The organism is Pseudoxanthomonas sp. PXM03 (assembly GCF_014852005.1).
GTDB lineage: Bacteria > Pseudomonadota > Gammaproteobacteria > Xanthomonadales > Xanthomonadaceae > Pseudoxanthomonas_A.
In genome coordinates this window covers 1,274,361-1,294,938 of sequence record NZ_JACVAU010000001.1, presented here as the reverse complement: position 1 = coordinate 1,294,938, position 20,578 = coordinate 1,274,361, and the positions used below count along the sequence as shown (strand labels likewise).

19 protein-coding genes are annotated in these 20,578 nt (G+C 66.3%); 7 read left to right on the top strand and 12 right to left on the bottom strand.

What is annotated here, in order from left to right:
• Nucleotides 1–36: 36 nt before the first annotated feature.
• Nucleotides 37–1,608, bottom strand: a complete 1,572-nt coding sequence (locus tag IB223_RS05955; RefSeq protein WP_225590818.1) for a phospholipase D family protein — start codon at nt 1,606–1,608, stop codon at nt 37–39.
• Between the two features lie 80 nt (nt 1,609–1,688).
• On the opposite strand from IB223_RS05955, the gene IB223_RS05950 reads away from it, so the two are divergent.
• From IB223_RS05950 to IB223_RS05930, 5 genes are all read left to right on the top strand, one after another.
• The gene (locus tag IB223_RS05950) at nt 1,689–2,252 is read left to right on the top strand and encodes a histidine phosphatase family protein (RefSeq protein ID WP_192200714.1); all 564 of its coding nucleotides are present in this window, start codon (nt 1,689–1,691) and stop codon (nt 2,250–2,252) included.
• The gene (gene nfi / locus IB223_RS05945) at nt 2,249–2,914 is read left to right on the top strand and encodes a deoxyribonuclease V (RefSeq protein ID WP_192200713.1); all 666 of its coding nucleotides are present in this window, start codon (nt 2,249–2,251) and stop codon (nt 2,912–2,914) included. Before IB223_RS05950 ends, nfi begins: the two co-directional genes overlap by 4 nt.
• A gap of 123 nt (nt 2,915–3,037) precedes the next feature.
• Nucleotides 3,038–3,901 carry a pirin family protein gene (locus IB223_RS05940; RefSeq protein ID WP_192200712.1) on the top strand — a complete coding sequence of 288 codons (864 nt, stop codon included), beginning with the start codon at nt 3,038–3,040 and terminating at the stop codon, nt 3,899–3,901.
• Between the two features lie 147 nt (nt 3,902–4,048).
• A complete protein-coding gene (gene aqpZ, locus IB223_RS05935) occupies nt 4,049–4,771 on the top strand; it encodes an aquaporin Z (RefSeq protein WP_192200711.1) in 723 nt (240 codons plus the stop codon).
• 246 nt (nt 4,772–5,017) lie between these two features.
• On the top strand, nt 5,018–5,479 hold the full coding sequence (locus IB223_RS05930) for a hypothetical protein (protein WP_192200710.1): 462 nt from the start codon (nt 5,018–5,020) through the stop codon (nt 5,477–5,479).
• 45 nt (nt 5,480–5,524) lie between these two features.
• On the opposite strand, the gene IB223_RS05925 is transcribed toward IB223_RS05930, so the two are convergent.
• The 11 genes from IB223_RS05925 to IB223_RS05875 all read right to left on the bottom strand — a co-directional run bounded on the left by IB223_RS05925 (nt 5,525) and on the right by IB223_RS05875 (nt 17,680).
• On the bottom strand, nt 5,525–6,385 hold the full coding sequence (locus IB223_RS05925) for a pirin family protein (RefSeq protein WP_192200709.1): 861 nt from the start codon (nt 6,383–6,385) through the stop codon (nt 5,525–5,527).
• A 155-nt stretch (nt 6,386–6,540) separates the two neighbouring features.
• A complete protein-coding gene (locus IB223_RS05920; protein ID WP_192200708.1) occupies nt 6,541–7,902 on the bottom strand; it encodes an NAD-dependent succinate-semialdehyde dehydrogenase in 1,362 nt (453 codons plus the stop codon).
• A gap of 265 nt (nt 7,903–8,167) precedes the next feature.
• The gene (locus tag IB223_RS05915; RefSeq protein WP_192200707.1) at nt 8,168–9,010 is read right to left on the bottom strand and encodes an ABC transporter permease subunit; all 843 of its coding nucleotides are present in this window, start codon (nt 9,008–9,010) and stop codon (nt 8,168–8,170) included.
• Nucleotides 9,007–9,921 (bottom strand): ABC transporter permease subunit, encoded by a 915-nt coding sequence (locus IB223_RS05910; protein ID WP_192200706.1) that lies wholly within the window; start codon nt 9,919–9,921, stop codon nt 9,007–9,009. Before IB223_RS05910 ends, IB223_RS05915 begins: the two co-directional genes overlap by 4 nt.
• Entirely contained in the window at nt 9,918–11,063 is a 1,146-nt protein-coding gene (gene potA / locus IB223_RS05905) for a polyamine ABC transporter ATP-binding protein (protein WP_192200705.1), read from the bottom strand. Before potA ends, IB223_RS05910 begins: the two co-directional genes overlap by 4 nt.
• Nucleotides 11,064–11,164: 101 nt before the next feature.
• Complete coding sequence (locus tag IB223_RS05900) at nt 11,165–12,286, bottom strand: polyamine ABC transporter substrate-binding protein (RefSeq protein WP_192200704.1); 1,122 nt, start codon at nt 12,284–12,286, stop codon at nt 11,165–11,167.
• 204 nt (nt 12,287–12,490) lie between these two features.
• Entirely contained in the window at nt 12,491–13,606 is a 1,116-nt protein-coding gene (locus tag IB223_RS05895; protein ID WP_192200703.1) for a polyamine ABC transporter substrate-binding protein, read from the bottom strand.
• Nucleotides 13,607–13,697: 91 nt separating this feature from the next.
• Complete coding sequence (locus tag IB223_RS05890) at nt 13,698–15,062, bottom strand: aspartate aminotransferase family protein (RefSeq protein WP_192200702.1); 1,365 nt, start codon at nt 15,060–15,062, stop codon at nt 13,698–13,700.
• A gap of 150 nt (nt 15,063–15,212) precedes the next feature.
• Complete coding sequence (locus IB223_RS05885; protein WP_192200701.1) at nt 15,213–16,604, bottom strand: glutamine synthetase family protein; 1,392 nt, start codon at nt 16,602–16,604, stop codon at nt 15,213–15,215.
• A 104-nt stretch (nt 16,605–16,708) separates the two neighbouring features.
• The gene (locus tag IB223_RS05880) at nt 16,709–17,470 is read right to left on the bottom strand and encodes a gamma-glutamyl-gamma-aminobutyrate hydrolase family protein (RefSeq protein ID WP_192200700.1); all 762 of its coding nucleotides are present in this window, start codon (nt 17,468–17,470) and stop codon (nt 16,709–16,711) included.
• Between the two features lie 30 nt (nt 17,471–17,500).
• Nucleotides 17,501–17,680 carry a hypothetical protein gene (locus IB223_RS05875; RefSeq protein WP_192200699.1) on the bottom strand — a complete coding sequence of 60 codons (180 nt, stop codon included), beginning with the start codon at nt 17,678–17,680 and terminating at the stop codon, nt 17,501–17,503.
• On the opposite strand from IB223_RS05875, the gene IB223_RS05870 reads away from it, so the two are divergent.
• Both IB223_RS05870 and IB223_RS05865 read left to right on the top strand, forming a co-directional pair.
• A complete protein-coding gene (locus IB223_RS05870; RefSeq protein ID WP_192200698.1) occupies nt 17,679–19,058 on the top strand; it encodes a glutamine synthetase family protein in 1,380 nt (459 codons plus the stop codon). The two genes, IB223_RS05875 and IB223_RS05870, sit on opposite strands and share 2 nt — an antisense overlap.
• Before the next feature lie 172 nt (nt 19,059–19,230).
• A complete protein-coding gene (locus IB223_RS05865; RefSeq protein WP_192201262.1) occupies nt 19,231–20,502 on the top strand; it encodes an FAD-binding oxidoreductase in 1,272 nt (423 codons plus the stop codon).
• Nucleotides 20,503–20,578 lie beyond the last annotated feature (76 nt).

Sequence of the window (20,578 nt, the reverse complement as noted above, 5' to 3'; positions counted from 1 at the left end):
CGATGCAATCCGTCGCGACCGCGTGCGACCCTGGCGCTACAGCTGCGATTCGATCGGCAGCCAGCCGACGGCACGCGCCACCCATCGGCGCCACGCGCTCGCTTCCGGTTCACGCTCCCACACCTTCGGCGGCTGCGTGGACGCGTCCTCCCAGCGCAGCGCGCCATCTTTCAGGGACACGCGATAACTCCGGTCGGGTGCGATCTTGGCCTGGTAGCTGCGCAGCAGCGCGGCGGCAGCACCGCGATCGCGGAACAGCACGCCCATCTCGGTGTTGAGGTTGACCGAGCGCGGGTCGAGGTTGAAGGAACCGATGAAGCCGGCGTCATCGTCCACGACGAACGCCTTCGTATGCAGGCTGGCACCGCTGGAACCGAACAGGCTGCTGTCCTGTTCGCCATGCGGCATCAGCTCGAACAGCGTCACCCCGCCTTCCAGCAACGCTACGCGATAGGGTGCGTAACCCCCATGCACGGCCATGACGTCGTTGGCAGCAAGCGAGTTCGTCAGCACGCCGACGTCCACGCCCTGCGCGCGCCTGGCCACCAGCCAGCGCGCGCCTTCGTCGCCCGGCACGAAGTACGGCGAGATCACCCGCAGCTGGCGCTTGGCCTCGCCCATCGCCCTGCCCAGCCGATGGACCAGCCACTGGCCCTGTCCTTCCCCTTGGCCCTTGGAGGCGGGATCGGAATACACACCCACGTCATCCAGCCAGTGCAGCGTAGTGCCCCCCACCAGCGCGCGGACGCCGGGGGAACGCCGCAACCTCGCCACGTAGTCGCCCGCCTGTGCGGACGCATACCCGGCATCGCCGTTCTCGCGCAGCCGCTCCAGTGCGCCCTCCTCCGCGGTCGTCAGCGCTGCGAGTGGAATGACCGAGGCGCTGTTCCAGAAGTCGTCGAAGATCGCCGCTGCCTGCGCGACCGCAGGTCCGATGAGTGCCGCATCCAGATCGAGGAAATTGGTCTGCGCGGCGGCGTCGAAATACTCGTCGCCCACGTTGCGGCCACCCACGACCGCCACGCGTCCATCGGCAATCCAGGCCTTGTTGTGCATGCGGCGGTTCATGCTGACCGGGCGCAACAGCATCTCGCTGGCACGGCCCAGCACGCCGGCACGACTGCGCGAGGGATTGAACAGGCGCACCTCGATGTTGGCATGCGCATCCAGTGCGGCGAGCTGGGAATCCTTGCCATGCGCGGTCATGTCGTCCAGCAGCAGGCGCACGCGCACGCCGCGATCGGCCGCGCGCAGGGCCTCGTAGCTCAGCAGGTTGCCGGTGAAGTCCTGGTTCCAGATGTAGTACTGCAGGTCCAGGCTGCGGCCTGCCGCGCGCGCCGTGGCGGCACGCACGGTGAAGGCGTCCAGGTTGTCCTGCAACAGGGCCATCCCGCTCCGCCCCGGATGCTCGCGCAGCAAGGGCGCGATGGCGCGGTCGAGCGGCGTGGCATCGGCGGCGATCGGCAGCGACATCGAGGCAGGTCCGCGCGCGGCCTCGGCGAACCTTCCGTAGCTGTACAGCGCCGTGCACGACGCCACCACCAGGATCAACAGCAGGATACCCAGCCGACGCAACCACCTGCGCATGGTGCCCCCTTCTTCACGCATGGAGCCTTATCGTAGCCGCAGCCGTGTGAGGACACCGCTTGCGCGGTCCTGCCCACCGTTGCACGCTCGATGCCTCCGTCATGTCCGGGATTGCCATGCGCCTGCCGTACCTGCTCCGCTTTTTCGCCCTGCTGCTCATGCTCCCGTTGCTCGCTGCCTGCGCTTCCGGACCGGCGCGGGAGGCCGCCTCGGCCCCCCTGACCTTCATCGTGGTGCGGCACGCCGAAAAGGCCACCGACGACCCGGAGAATCCGAGTCTCTCCGCCGCCGGCCTGGCCCGCGCCGATGCACTGGCCCAACGCCTGCACGATGTCCCGCTCGTCGCGGTATATGCCACCGAGTTTCGCCGCACCCGCCAGACCGCGCATCCGGCCGCCACCGCCCACGGATTGCCGGTAGAGGCGTACTACGCGCGTGGCCCGGCCGGTGAAGTCGCCGCGCAGTGGAAACAGCGGCATCGCGCCGGCACCGTACTGGTGGTGGGCCACAGCAACACCGTGCCCGACCTGGTTGCCGCCTTGTGCGGATGCGCCGCGGCGCCGATGGAGGAGACGGAGTACGACCGCGTCTCCATCGTCCGTGTGCATGCCGATCGGCCGGCAACCCTCGAGGTGCAGCGCTACGGCGCACCGACCGCGCGATGAAGGCCCTGTTCGGCGACTGGGATGGCAGCATCGCGCACGCACGCCGGCTGCAGGAGCTGCTGGCGACGGAAGTCGTGCTGCGCGACGACAGGCCCGACGTACCACGCTGGCTGGCGGGATTCGATGTCGGTTTCGAAGACGAAGGCGCCATCACGCGCGCCGCTGCCGTGCTGCTCGCCGCCGACACGTTGCAACCCGTCGCATCGGAGGTGGTGCGCGTCCCCACCTCCATGCCCTACGTCCCCGGCCTGCTGAGCTTCCGCGAACTGCCCGCGCTGGTGGCGGCGCTGGAACGCCTGCCGCACGCGCCGGATCTGGCCTTCATCGATGGCCAGGGCATCGCGCATCCGCGCCGGCTGGGCATCGCCGCGCATTTCGGCGTGGTGACCGGACTGCCCAGCATCGGCGTGGCGAAGAACGTGCTGTGCGGCAAGCACGATGCGCTCGGCGCTACGCCCGGAGAGCGCACGCCGCTCATCCATCGCGGCGAGCAGATCGGCTGGGCACTGCGCAGCAAGCTCCGTTGCAATCCGCTGATCGTGTCGCCCGGCCACCGGGTATCGATGCAGGGCGCGCTCGACGGCGTTCTGCGGACCTTGCGGGGCTATCGCCTGCCCGAACCCACGCGGCTGGCCGACCGGTTGGCATCGCGACGGGACTGACGGCGACCGGTGTCGGCTCATGCCCTTGATGGGGGATGCGCTGCAACGGATCGTTTCCGTATCGTCTGCCGGCGCCACGCCCCCGCGTGCGATGCTTCCGCCCACCCCGATCAGGACGCCCCCATGACCACGATCATCGCTCCCCGCGTGCACGACCTCGGCGGCGGCTTCAACGTGCGCCGCGCGGTACCCAGCCTGCAGGCCCGCAGCGTGGGGCCGTTCGTATTCGTCGACCACATGGGGCCGGCGGTGTTCGAGCCCGGGCGCGGTATCGATGTCCGCCCGCATCCGCACATCGGCTTGGCCACGGTGACGTTCCTCTGGTCCGGCGCGATCAACCACAAGGACACGCTGGGTTCGGAACAGGTGATCACGCCCGGCGACGTCAACTGGATGACCGCCGGCCGCGGCATCGCCCACTCCGAACGCACGCCGGGGGATATCCGCACCGGCCAGCACACGGTGCACGGCATGCAGACCTGGGTGGCACTGCCGACGTCGTACGAAGAGGTCGCGCCCGAGTTCCACCACCACACGGCGGCCACGCTGCCGGTGCTGGAACGCCCGGGCGTCCGGTTGCGCGTCATCGCCGGCCATGCGTATGGGGAGGAGTCGCCGGTAAAGGTATTCAGCGGCACGTTCAATGTCGCCGTCGACCTGCAGCCGGACGCGGAACTGGAGATCGACAACGGCCACGCCGAACGCGCGCTCTACATCCTCGAGGGCGACGCCCAGGTGGACGGCGCCGACATCCCGGAGAAGCACCTGGTGGTGTTCGAGCGTGGCACCCGACCGGTGCTGCGTGCGAAGACACCGCTCAAGGGCCTGCTGATGGGCGGAGAACCGCTCGACGCGCCCCGCCATATCTGGTGGAACTTCGTCTCCAGTTCGAAGGAGCGCATCGAACAGGCCAAGCAGGACTGGCTGGACGGTCGCTTCGGCCACGTACCTGGCGAAACCGAGTTTATTCCCCTGCCCGAACGCTGATGGACCCGGGCTCGCCGCGAATGTGACACTTCCTTCATTGCCGTTTGAATGCGCCCGGCATAACGCAAAGCAAACACTTGCAGCGAGCGGCTTCCGCTATCGTGCGCGCACCGTCATGTGACGGGACGCACACCAATGGGGGCGGGCATGAGTCTGGCAAAGAAACTCGCGGCGGAGTTCCTGGGGACATTCTGGTTGGTGCTGGGCGGCTGCGGCAGCGCGGTACTGGCAGCGCATTTCGGCGGTGACGGCAACCCGCTCGGCATCGGCTTTCTCGGCGTGGCACTGGCGTTCGGCCTGACTGTGCTTACAGGCGCGTACGCGTTCGGCCATATCTCGGGCGGGCACTTCAACCCCGCGGTGAGTTTCGGGCTGTGGGCGGGTGGCCGGTTCCCGGTCAAGGAGCTGGTGCCGTACATCGTGGCGCAGGTGCTCGGCGGCCTCGCGGCCGGCTTCATCCTGTGGCAGATCGCCAGCGGCAATCCGGCCTTCGCGGTCGATCCTAACGCGGCGGGCGCATTCGCCAGCAACGGCTATGGCGCGATGTCGCCCGGCGGTTACTCGGTGGCGGCGGCATTCCTGACCGAAGTGGTGCTCACGGCGTTCTTCCTGATCGTCATCATGGGTTCGACCCATGGACGCGCGCCCACCGGCTTCGCACCGATCGCGATCGGTTTGGCGCTGACCCTGATCCACTTGATCAGCATCCCGGTCACCAATACGTCGGTGAACCCGGCACGCTCCACCGCAGTGGCGTTGTTCGCCGGCCCGGCGGCCATCGGGCAGTTGTGGCTGTTCTGGCTGGCCCCGATCCTGGGCGGCCTGATCGGCGGCATGCTCTACGGCTGGATGGGACGGGATCGCGACTGAGCCCTGCAGCCTGTGCCCGTAACCACCGGGCACAGGCCCGACCTGCGGCGTGACGGGTGTCGCCGTTCGGCCATCGCTTGCGTTGTTTTGCGACGCAGCATGGGCTATGGTCGGGTCAACTGCCGGGGGAAAACGGCAGCCGACGTCGTGGAATGCCAGGGGACTACGCAGCGGCCGCACGCGGCCTGCCACGACGCGCGGACGAGTTGGCTCCGCCTACCGGGGCGCTCCACCCAGGGGATATCCATGAAGACCGTGATTGCAGTTTGCCTTGCCCTCTTTTCCGCCTCCGCGTGGGCGCAGGCTGCACCCTCGTGCCCCACCCTGCCCGCCAGCGCCGGCCTGCAGTGGGAACAGCGTGCCGATGCCAGCTTCATCGCCTGCAAGGCGATCACCGCCGATGGACGCCAGGTACTGAACGTGATGCTGACCTCGCGCGATCCGAAGATCCGCCTGGAACGGCGCCTTCGCGAAGAAGAGAGCACGTTCTCCGGCGAGGAGATCTACTGGTACAAGCTGGACCTGGGCGGACAGGAAACCACACCGGCCATGGCGTCCCGCCGCATCACCGTGGTCGAACTCGGCGACGACCAGTACGCGCAGGTCTGGATCAACGCGGACTCCGCGCAGGAACTCAGCTCGATGATTTCGCTGGCCCAGCAACTCGACGTGCGTGCGGCCAGCGCGCAACTCTCCGCCGGCAACTGACGCCACCGGCGGCATCCTCGACGGGAAGGCATGCCGCCCTTCGCATCAGAACCGGCCTTCCTGGAAGTCGACGAAGGCCTGCATCAGTTCCTGGCGTGTGTTCATCACGAAGGGGCCATGCCGCATGACCGGTTCGCGCAGCGGCCGGCCCGCCACCAGGATCAGCCGCGCCGGCTGGCTGCCGGCACGCACCTGCAGCGTGTCGCCACCGCCCAGCACCCCCATCTCGTGCGTGTCCAGCGGGCGGGCTTCGTCGCCCTCGCCCACCGTCACCGCACCCTCGAACACATAGGCGAACGCGTTGTGGCCGACGGGCAGCGTGTACTCCCACGCATGTCCCGGCTGCAGCGCGATGTCGAGGTACACCGGATCGGTGGCCGGTTGCGAGATCGGACCCTGCGTATCGCCGACAGCACCGGCGATCACCTTCACTTCGATGCCCTTGGCCGGGTGCGCAACCGGGATCTTCTCGGGTGCGAACTCCTGGTACTTCGGCGCCGTCATCTTGTCGCGCGCCGGCAGGTTCACCCACAACTGGAACCCGCGCATCCGCCCGGACTCCTGCTCGGGCATCTCCGAATGCACCAAGCCCCGGCCCGCCGTCATCCACTGCACCGCGCCCGGCGTCAGCAGGCCCTCGTTGCCGTGGTTGTCGCGATGGCGCATGCGGCCGTCCAGCATGTAGGTGACGGTCTCGAAGCCACGGTGCGGATGCTCGGGGAAACCGGCGAGGTAGTCCTCTGCCTTGTCCGTGCCGAACTCATCCAGCAGCAGGAACGGATCGAGGTCCGGCAGGTCGGGGCCGCCGATCACGCGCGTCAGCTTGACGCCCGCGCCATCGGACGTGGGTCGGCCGCGGATCGTGCGGATCACCCGGGCGGGCGTGGTGTCGGTCAGAGTGTTCATGGTGCCTCCAGTTCAACTGCCGACAAGATGGCACCGGCATGGCGGCTTAGGAACGGCACCCCACGTAACCATCCGTTCCACCGATGGCATGCCCGCTGCAGGAGGGGCTTTCTCGCCCATGACGAAGCCGGGCAAGCCAGGCTCCACCACGCAGGTCAGGCCACGTAGACCGACTTGATGTTCATGAACTCGTGGATGCCATGACCGGCCAGTTCGCGACCGAATCCCGAGCGCTTGGTGCCGCCGAACGGCAGGCGCACATCGCTGCGCACGATCGCGTTGACGAAGGCGGCGCCCACCTGCAGCTGGCGTGCGATGCGGTCGCCCCGCTCCACGTCCTTCGTCCACACGCTGGCGCCCAGGCCGAACGTGGTGTCGTTGGCCACGCGGACGGCTTCGGCATCGTCCCTGACGCGCAGGATGCTGGCGACCGGGCCGAACAGTTCCTCTTCGTAGGCGGGCATGCCCGGCACCACGGCATCGAGGATCGACGCCGGATAGCCCGCATGCGACGCATCGGGCTCGCCGCCCAGCAACACCTTCGCGCCCTTCGACACGCTGGCCTGCACCTGCTTGTGCAGTTCGTCGCGCAGGTCCTGGCGCGCCATCGGTGCCAGCGTGGTGGCCTCGTCCTGGGGATCGCCGAGCTGCAGCTTCGATGACGCCTCGACGAAGCGCTTCACGAATTCGTCCGCGATCGCGTCCTGCACGATGAAGCGCTTGGCCGCGATGCAGGTCTGGCCCGCGTTGCCGAAGCGCGACGCGACAGCGCCGGCCACGGTTTTCTCCAGGTCGGCATCGTCCAGCACGATGAAGGCGTCGCTGCCACCGAGCTCCATCACGCTCTTCTTCAACTGGCTGCCGGCGTTGGATGCCACGGAGCGTCCGGCGCGTTCGCTGCCGGTCAACGTCACGGCGGCCACGCGCGCATCGCGGATCACCTCGGCTGCCTGGTCGTTGTCGATGTGCAGCACACCGAACACGCCCGCAGGCAAGCCGGCGGTCGCCAGCACCTCGCCGATGATGTCGGCGCAGCGCGGCACGTTGCTCGCGTGCTTGAGCACCGCCACGTTGCCGGCCATCAAGGCAGGCGCGAGGAAGCGGAAGACCTGCCAGATGGGAAAATTCCACGGCATCACCGCCAGCACGCAGCCGATGGGTTCGTAGCGCACGTAACTGCGCTGGCCATCGGTGGCGACAGGCTGGTCCTGCAGGTAATCGGCCGCGTGGTCGGCGTAGTAGTCGCAAGCGCCGGCACACTTGTCGACTTCGGCCAGGGCTTCCTTGCGCAGCTTGCCCATCTCGGCCGTCATGGTGCGCTGGATGTCATCGCGGCGACGGCGCAGTTCGGCCCCGATCGCACGCAGCACCTTGCCCCGCTCGGCGAGCGACAGCGCGGCCCAGCTTGGAAACGCCTGCTGCGACGCCGCCAGCACGGCATCGACCTGCGCGGAAGTCATCAGTTCGTGGCGGTACTCGACCTGTCCGGTCGCGGGATTGACGGTTTCGATGGTCATGGCGTTCGTTCGATGTCGTGATGCTTGGAAGAATCCGAGTGTATTTTGCGAGCCGCGGCGTTACGTCGCCGTGGCGGGTTCCGCGCTTGCCACACCCCTGCACCCTTCCGCCGTCATCCCAGCGCACGCTGGGATCCATTTTTTGACCTTCGCGTAGACCCGAAGGATTCAGGACAGAAGCAGGGTGGATGCCTGCGTGCGCGGGGATGACGGACACGCGATGCGATCGCACCATCGGCGACCTGCCCATCCTGCTCCCGACGGGTTATCCGTTCTCCTGCAACGCCAGTTGCACGTCGCGCTGGCGACGCTTCTCCTCGCGGTACATGAACCACCAGCCCAGGAATGCCGCCACACTGACCACCATGATCATCAAGGTGGCGAGCGCATTGATCTTCGGGCTCAGGCCCCGCCGCACCGACGAGAACACCTCGATCGGCAATGTGGTCGAACTCGGACCGGCGACGAAGCTGGCGATCACCACATCGTCCAGCGACAGCGTGAAGGCGAGCAGCCAGCCGGACACCAGGGCGGGCGCGATGATGGGCAACGTTATCAGGAAGAACACCTTGATGCGGTTGGCACCCAGGTCCATCGCGGCTTCCTCCAGCGACTTGTCCAGTTCCGACAGGCGCGAGGACACGACGACGGTGACGAAGGCCAGGGTGAAGGTGACGTGCGCGATCCAGATCGACAGGATGCCGCCCGGCTTGAAGCCTATGAACTGGCCCAGCGACACGAACATCAGCAGGATCGACAGGCCGATGATCACCTCCGGCATCACCAGCGGCGCGGTGATCAGCGCACCGAACAGCGTCTTGCCGGGGAAACGCCGCATGCGGGTCATCACCAGCGCCGCCATCGTGCCCAGTACCACCGCGGCACTGGCGGTCCAGAACGCCACCTTGATGCTGATCCAGGCGGCACGCAGCATCTTCTCGTCGCGGAACAGCTCGCCGTACCACTTGAACGAGAAGCCCGACCACACCGTGGCCAGACGCGACTCGTTGAAGGAATACACCATCAGGATGAAGACCGGCACGTACAGGAAAGCGAAACCCAGCCCGAGCACCACCCAGTTGACGGTACGTTGTCCGACGCGGCTCATGTCAGCCTCCCTTCCAGCTCGCGTTGCTGTACGCGGTTGAAGATCAGGATGGGGACCAGCAGCAGGATCAGCATGACGATGGCCACCGCCGACGCCGCGGGCCAGTCGCGGTTGTTGAAGAACTCGCCCCACAGCACGCGCCCGATCATCAGCGTGTCCGGACCACCGAGCAGTTCGGGAATCACGAATTCACCCACCGCCGGGATCATCACCAGCATGCACCCCGCGATGATGCCGGCCTTGGACAGGGGCAGCGTGATGGTGAAGAACGCCTTCCAGGGTTTCGCGCCCAGGTCGTAGGCGGCCTCCAGCAGGCGGTTGTCGTGCTTCACCAGGTTGGTGTACAGCGGCAACACCATGAACGGCAGGTAGCAGTAGACGATGCCGATGTACGCCGCGAGCGGGGTGTACAGGATCTGCAGTGGCTCGTCGATGATGCCGATCTTCATCAGCAGGTTGTTGAGCAGGCCGTTGTTCTTGAGGATGCCGATCCATGCGTAGACGCGGATCAGGAACGACGTCCACGACGGCAGCACCACCAGCATCATCGCGATGTTGCGCGACGACGGTGGCAGGCGTGCGATGACGTAGGCGATCGGATACGCCACCAGCAGCGCGAGGAAGGTGGAGATGGCGGCGATCTTGATCGAGCTCAGATACGCCTGGATGTACTGCGAATCGGTGAACAGCGCGGTGTAGTTGCCCAGGTTGAGCTTGAGCGTCAACGCCTCGTCGATGTACTCGAGGATGGGCGTGTACGGCGGCATCGCGATCGCCAACTTGGCGAACGAGATCTTCAGCACGATCAGGAACGGGATGGCGAAGAACAGCAGCAGCCACACGTAGGGCACCGAGATGACGCCCCAGCGCGGCCCCGGCAGGCGCTTGCCCAGGGAACGGAGGATGTTCATGAGGTCAGCACCACGCCGTCGTTGTCGCCCCACCACACCCAGACCTCGTCATTCCATGTGAGTCCCTCGCTGGCCCAGCGCTGCACGTTGGCGAAGTTGGCCATGAACTTGTACCCGCTCGGCAGGCGCACGTGGTAGACCGAGTGGCTGCCGAAATAGGCGATGTCCTCGATCACGCCCTTCGCCTTGTTGTGCGGCTGCTCGGGTTCCTGCTTGCCGATGCCCAGCTTTTCCGGCCGTACCGCGAAGCCGACCTCCTGTCCTTCGAAGCCCGAGATGCCATGGCCGATGTAGATCGGGTCCGGCAGCTGCGGCGAACGGATGGTGACGTAGTCGGCTTCGTCTTCCTCCACCACGCCTTCGATCAGGTTGACCGAGCCGATGAACTCGGCGGCGAAGCGGCTGGTCGGCTGCTCGTATATTTCGTCCGGCGTGCCGACCTGGCGGATCCAGCCCTGGTCCATCAGCGCGATGCGGGTGGCCATGGTCATGGCCTCCTCCTGGTCGTGGGTGACCATCACGCAGGTCACGCCGGACTTCTCGATGATGCTGACCAGCTCCAGCTGCATCTGCGAGCGCAGCTTCTTGTCCAGCGCGCCCATCGGTTCGTCCAGCAGCAACAGCTTCGGGCCCTTTGCCAGCGAGCGCGCCAGCGCGACGCGCTGTTGCTGGCCACCGGACAACTGGTGCGGTTTGCGTTTGGCCAGTTTGCCCAGCTGCACCAGCGCCAGCATCTCCTCCACGCGCTTCCTGATCGCGTCCTTCGACAGGCCGTCCTGCTTCAGACCGAAGGCGATGTTCTGCTCGACCGTCATGTGCGGGAACAGCGCGTAGGACTGGAACATCATGTTGAGCGGCCGCTCGTACGGCGGCAGGTCGTTGAGCAGTTGCCCGTCCAGGTAGATCTTGCCGGACGAGGGCTTCTCGAAACCGGCGAGGCATCGCAGCAGCGTCGACTTGCCGCTGCCCGATCCACCCAGCAGCGCGAAGATCTCGCCCTTGCGGATCGTCAGGTTGGTGTCGTCCACGGCGACGAAGCCGTCGAACTCCTTGCGCACATCGACGATGCGCAGGTACTCCTGCGGGTTCGCCTTGCCGCCCTGTGCCGCGTCCTTGCCGCCGTTGCCCTGTTCTGCCGCCATGGAATTCCCCTGGTCGCCGGACCGCGTGGGCGCCGGCCATCGATATATCGCGTGGGTCCGCCGGACACCGGCACGGGCATCGCCCGTACCGGCCGCGGCGCTTACTTGCCGGTCTTCAGTTCCGTCCAGATGCGGGTGTACTGGCGGTCCACTTCCGGCGGGATGATGGCGAAGGTGAACAGCTTGGCTTCCACCTCGGGCGTGGGATAGATCGTCGGATCTTCCGTGATCGTCTTCTCCATCAGGTCCTTCGCCTTGGGGATCGCGTTCGGATAGCTGATGAAGTTCGAATTGTTCGCCATCACCTGCGGGTCGAGCAGGTAGTTGATGAAGGCATAGGCCTCATCGATGTGCTTGGCGCCCTTCGGGATGGCCAGCATGTCGAACCATTGCGGCGCGCCTTCCTTCGGGATGGCATAGGCGATGTTGACGCCGTTGCCCGCTTCGGCGGCGCGGTCGCGCGCCTGGATGATGTCGCCCGACCAGCCCACGACCAGGCAGGTATCGCCATTGGCCATCGCATCGATGTACTGCGAGGAATGGAAATTGGTGATGTACGGGCGGATCGTCTTCAGCAGCGCCGCAGCCTTGTCGATCACCGCCGCGTCCTGGCTGTTGGGATCCTCGCCCAGGTAGTTGAGCGCGATCGGGATGATCTCCGAAGGCGTATCCAGGAAGGTCACGCCGCAGTCCTTCAGCTTGGAAATGTTCTCTGGCTTGAACACGATGTCCAGGCTGTTGGCGATGTCGGTGTTGCCGAAGGCCGCCTTCACCTTGTCGACGTTGTAGCCGATGCCGGTGGTCCCCCACATGTAGGGGATCGCATGCTGGTTGCCGGGGTCCTGGTTCTCCAGCCGCTTCATGATGGCCGGGTCGAGGTTGGCGTAGTTGGGGATCTTGCTCTTGTCCAGCGGCAGGAACACGCCGGCCTGGATCTGCCTGCCGAGGAAATTCATCGTCGGCACCACCACGTCGTAACCGCTGCTGCCCGCCAGCAGCTTGGTTTCCAGCACCTCGTTGCTGTCGAACACGTCGTAGGTCACCTTGATGCCGGTGCTCTTCTCGAAGTTCGGGATGGTGTCTTCGGCGATGTAGTCGGACCAGTTGTAGACGTTGACCTGCTTGGCGCCGCCGGTGTCGGTGCCGCCTTCCCCGGCGGGTTTTCCGCCGCATGCGGCGAGGGTGCACAGGGCCAAGGTGGTTGCCAGTACGCGCAGTTTCATCAATCTCTCTCCGTTCGGCCCGCAAGGGCGGCTTGATGTGGTCCCGTACCGGCCTGTGGCCGCCGCGGGCATGCTGTCATTGCAATGGCCTGTTCCGTGCCGGCGTTGCTCCCCTTCTCCCCTCCCCTGTGTCGCCACCCGCTCCCGTGGGTGACGCCACGATGACGAAGGGCGCGTCCGTCATGGCCCGCGCCCTCGTGTGTGTCAGCGTCCGGTCTTCAGCTCCGTCCAGATGCGCGTGTACTGGCGATCCACTTCCGGCGGCAGCACCGCGAAGGTGAACAGTTTCGCGTCCACGTCCGCCGGGGGATAGATGGTCGGATCGTCCGCGATGCTCTTCTCGACCAGTGGCCGGGACGCAGGCACCGGGTTCGGATAGGTCACGTAGTTGGTGTTCGCCGCCGCGACCTTCGGGTCGAGCAGGTAGTTGATGAAGGCGTAGGCGTTGTCGACATTCTTCGCATCCTTCGGGATGGCCAGCATGTCGAACCACTGCGGCGCGCCTTCCTTCGGGATGGAGTACGCCACATTGACGCCGTTGCCCGCTTCGGCGGCGCGGTCGCGCGCCTGGATGATGTCGCCCGACCAGCCCACCACCAGGCAGACATCGCCGTTGGCCAGGTCGTTGATGTACGAGGATGAGTGGAAGTTGCGGATATACGGGCGGATCGACTTCAGCAGCGCCGCCGCCTTGTCGATGGTGGCCGGATCGAAACTGTGCGGGTCTTCGCCCAGGTAGTTCAGCGCGATCGGGATCAGCTCCGACGGCGTGTCCAGCACCGTGATGCCGCAGTCCTTCAGCTTGGCCGCGTTCTCCGGCTTGAACACCACGTCCCAGCTGCCGGTTACGGCGGTGTCGCCGAAGATGGCCTTGATCTTGTCGACATTGTAACCAATGCCGCTGGTGCCCCAGAGGTAGGGCACGGCGTACTGGTTGCCCGGGTCCTGCAGCGCGATGCGCTCGAGCATCTTCGGGTCGAGGTTCTTCAGGTTCGGGAGCTTGCTCTTGTCCAGCGGCAGGAACACGCCGGCCTGGATCTGCCGCCCAAGGAAGCTCAGCGACGGCACCACCACGTCGTAACCACTGCTGCCGGCCAGCAGCTTGGTCTCGACCATCTCGTCGCTGTCGAACACGTCGTAGGTGACCTTGACGCCCGACTGTTGCTCGAAGTTCGGGATCGTGTCCTCGGCGATGTAGTCGGACCAGTTGTAGACGTTGAGGGTCTTCGAGGACGCGTCGGCGGTGGCCTGCCCGTCCTTGCCGCCACAGGCTGCCAGTACGGCGGCGGCCAGCATGACGGTGAGGGTCTTGAGCTTCATCGGGGTCTCCATGGAATCAGGATCGGGGGATGGAAACATCATACGCCCGGGCCGCGACGCCGTGACGCAGCGCACGCATCGCGGCGCGGCCTCACAGCCCCAGATCGTCGGCAGTGTCGTTGAGCGCCTTCCATGTCTTGTCGAACAGCTCGTCCACCTGCGTACGGGTGATCACCAGCGGAGGCGACAGCAGCATCGCGTCCCAGGTGGCGCGCAGGATCAGCCCGTGCCTGAGCGCGTGGTCGCGACAGCGAGGACCGACGGTGCCACGCTCGGGGAAGAACGCGCGCTTGCGCTTGTCCGGCACCAGTTCCAGCGCGCCGACCATGCCGGCGATGCGCGCCTGCCCGACCAGCCGGTGTTCGCCCAGCTCGGCCCAGCGCTGCGCCAGGTAGGGCGCGACGTCGGTCTTCGCGCGCTCGACGATCTTCTCGTCCTGGAGGATACGGATGTTCTCCAGTGCCACCGCCGCGCACACCGGGTGGCCTGAGTACGTGGCCCCGTGCGCCAGTTCGCCGCCCTGCTCCTTCAGCACCTTGGCCACGCGGTCGTTGAACATCGCCGCGCCCAGCGGGATGTAGCCGGAGGTAATGCCCTTGGCCACCGGCATGATGTCCGGCTGGAAACCGAAGTACTGCGAACCGAACCACTCGCCGGTGCGGCCGAAACCGCAGATCACTTCGTCGGCCACCAGCAGCACGTCGTACTTGCGGCAGATGCGCTCGATCTCGGGCCAGTAGGTCTTCGGCGGAATGTAGACACCGATGGCACCCATGATGGGCTCGCCGATGAAGGCGGCCACGCGGTCCGGGCCGAGTTCGAGGATCTTGTCCTCCAGTCGGCGTGCGGCAACCAGCCCATACTCGTCCTCGTCCATATCGCCGCCGTCGGCGAACCAGAACGGAGGATCGATGTGGTGGATGTCGGGGATCGGCAGCCCGCCCTGCTTGTGCATGCCCTTCATGCCACCGAGGCTGGCGCCGGCCATGGTGGTGCCGTGGTAGCCGTCGTGGCGACCGATGAAGATGTTCTTCTGTGGCTTGTCCTGCACGGCCCAGAAATGGCGGACCAGGCGCAGGATGGTGTCGTTGGCCTCCGACCCGGAATTGACGAAGAAGGAGTGATTGAGATCACCCGGCGCAAGTTCCGCCAGCTTTGCGGCCAGCGCGATGGTCGGCTCGGTCGTGCACTGGAAGAAGCTGTTGTAGTACGCCAGCTGCGTCATCTGCTTCGACGCCACCTCGCCCAGTTCCTTGCGCCCATACCCGATGTTCACGCACCACAGGCCGGCGAACGCGTCGAGCAGCTGATTGCCTTCCGCATCCCAGACGTAGCAGCCCTCCCCCTTGGTGAGGATGCGCGTGCCTTTCTTCGCCAGCGCGGCGTTGTCGTTGAACGGATGCAGGTGGTGCTCGGCATCGAGCTTCTGCAGGGTGCGGGTGTCGAGTCGGGTCATGTGAGCTCCATCGATTTGAGCCCCTCTCCCACCGGGAGAGGGGTTGGGGTGAGGGGTGATGGAGTCCCGACCATTCAAGCGTCATGACCCCGTTCGCCCCTCATCCGGCGCTTCGCGCCACCTTCTCCCGGCGGGAGAAGGGAACAGCATTCAGACGTTCAACAACAGGAACTCCCGCTCCCACGAACTGATCACGCGGAAGAAGGTCTCGTATTCCTTGCGCTTCACCGAGATGTAGGCGCGCACGAAACGTGCGCCCATCAGCTCCTGCAGCGGCTTGCAGGCTTCCAGTTCGTCGAGCGCCTCGCCGAGCGAACGCGGCAGCTCGAAGCCGATGTCCTGCGCGCTGCTGGCCAGCGGTTCCGTCGGCTTGAGCTGTTCGCGAATGCCCAGCAGGCCGCAGGCCAGCGTGCCGGCCATGGCGAGATAGGGATTGGCATCGGAACCGGCGAAGCGGCTTTCCACGCGCATATTTTCCGGCGTGTCCATCGGCACGCGCAGGCCGCAGGTACGGTTGTCGTAACCCCACTGCACGTTGATGGGCGCCACCTGACCCAGCGCCAGCCGCCGGTAGGAGTTGACGTTGGGACCGAAGAACGCCATCGCCATTGGCACGTACTTCTGCAGGCCGCCCAGGTAGTGGCCGAACAGCTTGCTGCCCTTGCCCTCGGTCTTGCCGGTGAACACGTTGCGGCCGGTCTTCACGTCCAGCAGGCTCTGGTGGATATGCATGGCGCTTCCGGGCTCGTTCTCCATCGGCTTGGCCAGGAACGTGGCGTACACGCCATGGCGCATCGCCGCCTCGCGCATCGTGCGCTTGAACAGGAACACCTGGTCGGCGCGCGACAAGGCATCGTCGTGGGTGAAGTTGACTTCCAGCTGCGCCGCACCGGATTCGTGGATCAGCGTGTCCACGTCCAGTTCCATCGCATCGCAGTAGTCGTACATCAGGTCAAGGATGGGGTCGAACTCGTTGACCGCATCGATCGAATACGACTGGCGCGCGGTCTCCGGACGGCCGGAGCGGCCCGCGGGTGGCAGCAGCGGGAAATCCGGATCGGTGTTCTTCTGCACCAGGAAGAACTCCAACTCCGGTGCCACCACCGGGCGCAGCCCTTCTTTTTCATAAGCGGCCAGCACGCGCCTCAGCACGTTACGCGGCGCCAGGTCGTGCGGCTTGCCATCCTTGGTGTGGCAGTCGTGGATCACCTGCGCGGTGGGGTCGGTGGCCCACGGCACCATGCGGACGGTGTCGGGGTCGGGCCGCAAGAACATGTCCGAGTCCGACGGCGAAGTGAGCTCGTAGTAGTCGTCCGGATAGTCGCCGGTGACGGTGGTGGCGAAGATGCCTTCGGGCAGGCGCGTGCCGTAGTCGTGACTGAACTTGTCGGCCGGGATGATCTTGCCGCGCGCGATGCCGGTGATGTCGGGCACCAGGCATTCGACCTCGGTGATGCTGCGCTCTTTCAGCCAACGGCGCAGTGAACTTTCGGAGGGCTCGGCCGCTGCGGCTTTCTTTCGTTGTGTCTGTTTCTGGCTCATGGGGAACACGGTCCTGGAAAGGGAGGCACCGGCGCGGGACGGCCGGCGGCATTGGACACGGGCGCTTCAGCGCCCGCCCTCCCATGGCGGTGGATGCCGCCGCTTCATGCCACGCCTCCGCGCCCTGCCGCACGGGCGCGACAGGCGTCGCCGAATGCCCGGAAAAGTGCAAGGTAGAACGGGTTTTCCGCGACCTTCCATTCGGGGTGCCACTGCACGGCCAGCATGAAGGCGGCGCCATCGTGGCGGAACGCCTCGATCAGTCCATCCGGTGCCTGCGCTTCGACGACCAGCCCTTCGCCCAGGCGGCGCACGCCCTGGCCATGCAGCGAATTGACGGTGGCACGCGTATCGCCGACCAGCGTGGCCAGCATGCCACCCGGCACCAGCGCGATGTCGTGCGCAGGGCCGTACTGCACGTCCAGCGGATCGTCCCTGTTCTCGCGATGGTCCATGAAGCCGGGCTGCTCGTGCACTTTCTGGTACAGGCTGCCCCCGAAGGCGACGTTGACCTCCTGGAAGCCGCGGCAGATCGCCAGCACCGGCACACCCATCTCGATCGCCAGCGGGATCAGCGGCAGGTTGGTGGCATCGCGGCGGGGATCCAGCAGGTTGCCTTCGTAGCTGGATTCGTCGCTGTAATGATGCGGTTCGATATTGCTGACCGCGCCGGTCAGCAGCAGGCCATCGAGGCCCTCCAGCACTTGGCGCAGTGGCAGCACCGGGTCCAGCGTGGGCACCAGCAGCGGCAGGCAGCCGGCCCCGTCGACCACCGCGCGCACATATTTCTCGCCGACAGCGAGGAAGGGATGTGCACCGATTTGCTTGTGGTCGGTCGGCAGACCGACCCGCGGCAGCGGGGTCATGCAGGAAGCCCGAAGTGGCTTGCAGGCAAGTTAACCCGGCCGTTTTATTTTTACAACACGACACGCCAGGATGGCGTTTTCGGCGCCGATGTGGTGCGCTGCGGCACCAATTTCGGGCATTTCATTGACCTGAAGGAATTCAGGCGTTGAGTATTCTTGACGCACCGGCAGCTCTGCTAAGCTGCCTGCAGCCTCCAGGAACACCATCATGCGCCCCGATTCCGCCGCGCCTTCCCTGCCTGCCGACGACGCCGCCACGCTGGCCTCGATCCCCGATTGCGAGCAGATCGACCTGCTGCTGCCGGACATGAACGGCCTGCTGCGCGGCAAGCGCGTCACCCGTGATGCACTGGAGAAGGTGTATCGCGACGGCGTGTGCCTGCCGATGTCGCTGATCGCCACCGACATCACCGGCAACACCGTGGAGGAAACCGGCCTGGGCTACGACATCGGCGACGAGGACCGCGTGTGCCGGCCCGTACCGGGTTCGCTGCGGCCGGTGCCGTGGTCGCCACGCCCGGCTGCGCAACTGTTGTTGAGCATGGAGGATGCGCAGGGTGGCATGTTCGAGGCCAATCCGCGCGAAGTGCTCAGGCGCGTGCTGGCGCGCTACGCCGCACGCGGGCTGAAGCCGGTGGTCGCGGTGGAACTGGAGTTTTACCTGTTCGACCAGCGCATGGATGACGCCGGCCGCCCACGTACCTCGATCAATCCGGCGACCGGCCAGCGCAACACCAGCACGCAGGTCTACTACATGGAAGACCTCAACGACTACCGGGGCTTCACCGATGCGGTGGCCGCCGCGTGCCGTGCGCAACGCATCCCCGCCGACACCGCCGTGGCCGAGTACGCGCCAGGCCAGTTCGAGATCAACCTCAAGCACCGCGACGATGCCCTGCTCGCCTGCGACGACGCGATCTACCTCAAGCGCGCGATCAAGGCCGCCGCGCAGCAGCAGGGCCTGATGGCCAGCTTCATGGCCAAGCCGTTCGCCGAGCAGGCTGGCAGCGGCATGCATATCCATGCCAGCGTGCTGGATGCCAGCGGCCGCAACATCTTCGCCTCGCCGCCTTCAGCGCCGGCAGAGGCTCTGAAGCACGCCATCGGCGGCCTGCAGCGCAGCGACCAGGACTGCCTGCTGCTGTTCGCCCCGCATGCCAACAGCTACCGCCGCTTCGTGCTGAATGCGTTCGTGCCGCTCAACGACGTGTGGGGCTACAACAACCGCACCGTCGCCATGCGCATCCCGCACAGCGACGAAGCGAACACGCGTATCGAACACCGCATCGCCGGCGCCGATGCCAACATCTACCTGGTCACCGCTGCGGTGCTGGCCGGCATGCTGCACGGCATGGAGGAGGGTTTCGACCCCGGTCCGCCGGTAACCGGCAACGCCTACGACCAGACCGAGATCCGCACCCCGTTCTGGCGCGAGGCGATCGGATCGTTCATGGGCAGCGAGTTCATCCGCGCGCAGTTCGGCACGTCGTTCCAGCACATCTACGGCCAGCAGAAGCTCAAGGAAATGCACGGCTTCTATACCGAGGTGACGGATCTGGAGTACGCGTGGTACCTGCGGTCGGTGTGAGACGAATGTCGCGCGCTCTTCCAGCCGTCATTCCGGCGTACGCCGGGCTCTCAACCGCCGAACGGCGGCTCATCCATCTTGCTCTCGCTGCTGCCGGACAGCGAAACAGCAACGTGGATTCCGGCGTACGCCGGAATGACGGCAGGGGAACGTCTTGACCGTCTCCCTCGGCATGTCCTACCCCGACAGCTGGTACGCCGCCAGCGCCACGCCATTACCTGCGCAACCTGCGTTGGAAGGCCGTATCGAGGCCGACGTCTGCATCCTCGGCGCCGGCTATACCGGCCTGTCGGCGGCGCTGGAACTGGCCGATGCAGGCTACAAGGTCGTCGTGCTGGAAGCCGAGCGCATAGGCTGGGGCGCGTCGGGTCGCAACGGCGGGCAGGCGATCGCGGGCTTCGGTTGCGGCGAGGCCAAGCTGGAAGCGCTGGTCGGTTTCGACGACGCGAAGAAGATGTTCGACCTGTCGCTGGACGGCCTGCGCTGGCTGCGGGGTCGCATCGACCGGCACGGGATCGACTGCGATTGGCGCGATGGCCACGCCACCGTGCCGATCAAGCCGCGCCAACAGCACGAGGTCGAGCACGCGATCGAGGACCTCAACACACGCTACGGCCACCCCGTGCAGTGGTGGAGCCGCGAGCGCCTGCGTGCCGAGTTGGCCAGTGACCGCTATCTGGGCGCGATGTACGACCCGCTGAGCGGCCACCTGCATCCGCTCGCCTATGCGCTTGGCCTGGGTCGTGCGGCGGCGGCCGCCGGCACGCGGATCTTCGAAGGCTCGCGCGTCACCCAACTGGTCCGTGGTACGCGACCCGTGCTGAAGACCGCCTGCGGCGAAGTCGTCTGCGACACGGTCATCCTCGCCGGCAACGCGCTGCTGCGCGGCATCGCGCCCGAACTGGAAGCGCGGATGATGCCGGTCGGCACCTACATCGCCGCCACGCCGCCACTGGGCGAGGGGCGCGCACGCGACCTGATCCGCAACGACATGGCGGTCGCCGACACCAACTGGGCGCTGGACTACTTCCGCCTCGGCCGCGACCACCGCCTGCTGTTCGGCGGCCGCGCCAGCTATTCGACGATGACGCCGCCCAACCTGCGCGGCGTGATGACGCGGCGCATGCACCGCGTGTTCCCGCAACTGCGCGACGTGGGCATCGAGTACCTGTGGGGCGGAATGATCGACATATCCCTCAACCGCGCCCCGCACTGGGGCCGTCTGGCACCGAACCTGTACTTCGCACAGGGCTTCTCGGGCCACGGCGTGATCGCCGCCGGGCTGGCCGGCACCGTGATCGCCGAGGCCATCCGCGGACAGTCCGAACGGCTGGACCTGTTCGCCAGGATCCGCCATCACCCCTTCCCCGGCGGACGCGCCCTGCGCACCCCGCTCCTGGTCGCCGCGATGGCCTGGTACAAGCTTCGCGACGCCCTCTGGTGAGGCCGCTGCACGCGCCGGTTTCGTGACGGCGCTCTCAAGTCCATCACGGAGCGGCCGATAACGGGTACATGGATAC

Coding starts and splice junctions, on each gene's coding strand:
- IB223_RS05895 (WP_192200703.1), bottom strand. CDS start 13,606: ATGAAGCTCAAGACCCTCACCGTCATGCTGGCCGCCGCCGTACTGGCA.
- IB223_RS05930 (WP_192200710.1), top strand. CDS start 5,018: ATGAAGACCGTGATTGCAGTTTGCCTTGCCCTCTTTTCCGCCTCCGCG.
- IB223_RS05940 (WP_192200712.1), top strand. CDS start 3,038: ATGACCACGATCATCGCTCCCCGCGTGCACGACCTCGGCGGCGGCTTC.
- IB223_RS05885 (WP_192200701.1), bottom strand. CDS start 16,604: ATGAGCCAGAAACAGACACAACGAAAGAAAGCCGCAGCGGCCGAGCCC.
- IB223_RS05890 (WP_192200702.1), bottom strand. CDS start 15,062: ATGACCCGACTCGACACCCGCACCCTGCAGAAGCTCGATGCCGAGCAC.
- IB223_RS05950 (WP_192200714.1), top strand. CDS start 1,689: ATGTCCGGGATTGCCATGCGCCTGCCGTACCTGCTCCGCTTTTTCGCC.
- IB223_RS05875 (WP_192200699.1), bottom strand. CDS start 17,680: ATGATGGTGTTCCTGGAGGCTGCAGGCAGCTTAGCAGAGCTGCCGGTG.
- IB223_RS05900 (WP_192200704.1), bottom strand. CDS start 12,286: ATGAAACTGCGCGTACTGGCAACCACCTTGGCCCTGTGCACCCTCGCC.
- IB223_RS05865 (WP_192201262.1), top strand. CDS start 19,231: ATGTCCTACCCCGACAGCTGGTACGCCGCCAGCGCCACGCCATTACCT.
- aqpZ (WP_192200711.1), top strand. CDS start 4,049: ATGAGTCTGGCAAAGAAACTCGCGGCGGAGTTCCTGGGGACATTCTGG.
- IB223_RS05880 (WP_192200700.1), bottom strand. CDS start 17,470: ATGACCCCGCTGCCGCGGGTCGGTCTGCCGACCGACCACAAGCAAATC.
- IB223_RS05955 (WP_225590818.1), bottom strand. CDS start 1,608: ATGCGTGAAGAAGGGGGCACCATGCGCAGGTGGTTGCGTCGGCTGGGT.
- nfi (WP_192200713.1), top strand. CDS start 2,249: ATGAAGGCCCTGTTCGGCGACTGGGATGGCAGCATCGCGCACGCACGC.
- IB223_RS05910 (WP_192200706.1), bottom strand. CDS start 9,921: ATGAACATCCTCCGTTCCCTGGGCAAGCGCCTGCCGGGGCCGCGCTGG.
- IB223_RS05870 (WP_192200698.1), top strand. CDS start 17,679: ATGCGCCCCGATTCCGCCGCGCCTTCCCTGCCTGCCGACGACGCCGCC.
- IB223_RS05915 (WP_192200707.1), bottom strand. CDS start 9,010: ATGAGCCGCGTCGGACAACGTACCGTCAACTGGGTGGTGCTCGGGCTG.
- potA (WP_192200705.1), bottom strand. CDS start 11,063: ATGGCGGCAGAACAGGGCAACGGCGGCAAGGACGCGGCACAGGGCGGC.
- IB223_RS05920 (WP_192200708.1), bottom strand. CDS start 7,902: ATGACCATCGAAACCGTCAATCCCGCGACCGGACAGGTCGAGTACCGC.
- IB223_RS05925 (WP_192200709.1), bottom strand. CDS start 6,385: ATGAACACTCTGACCGACACCACGCCCGCCCGGGTGATCCGCACGATC.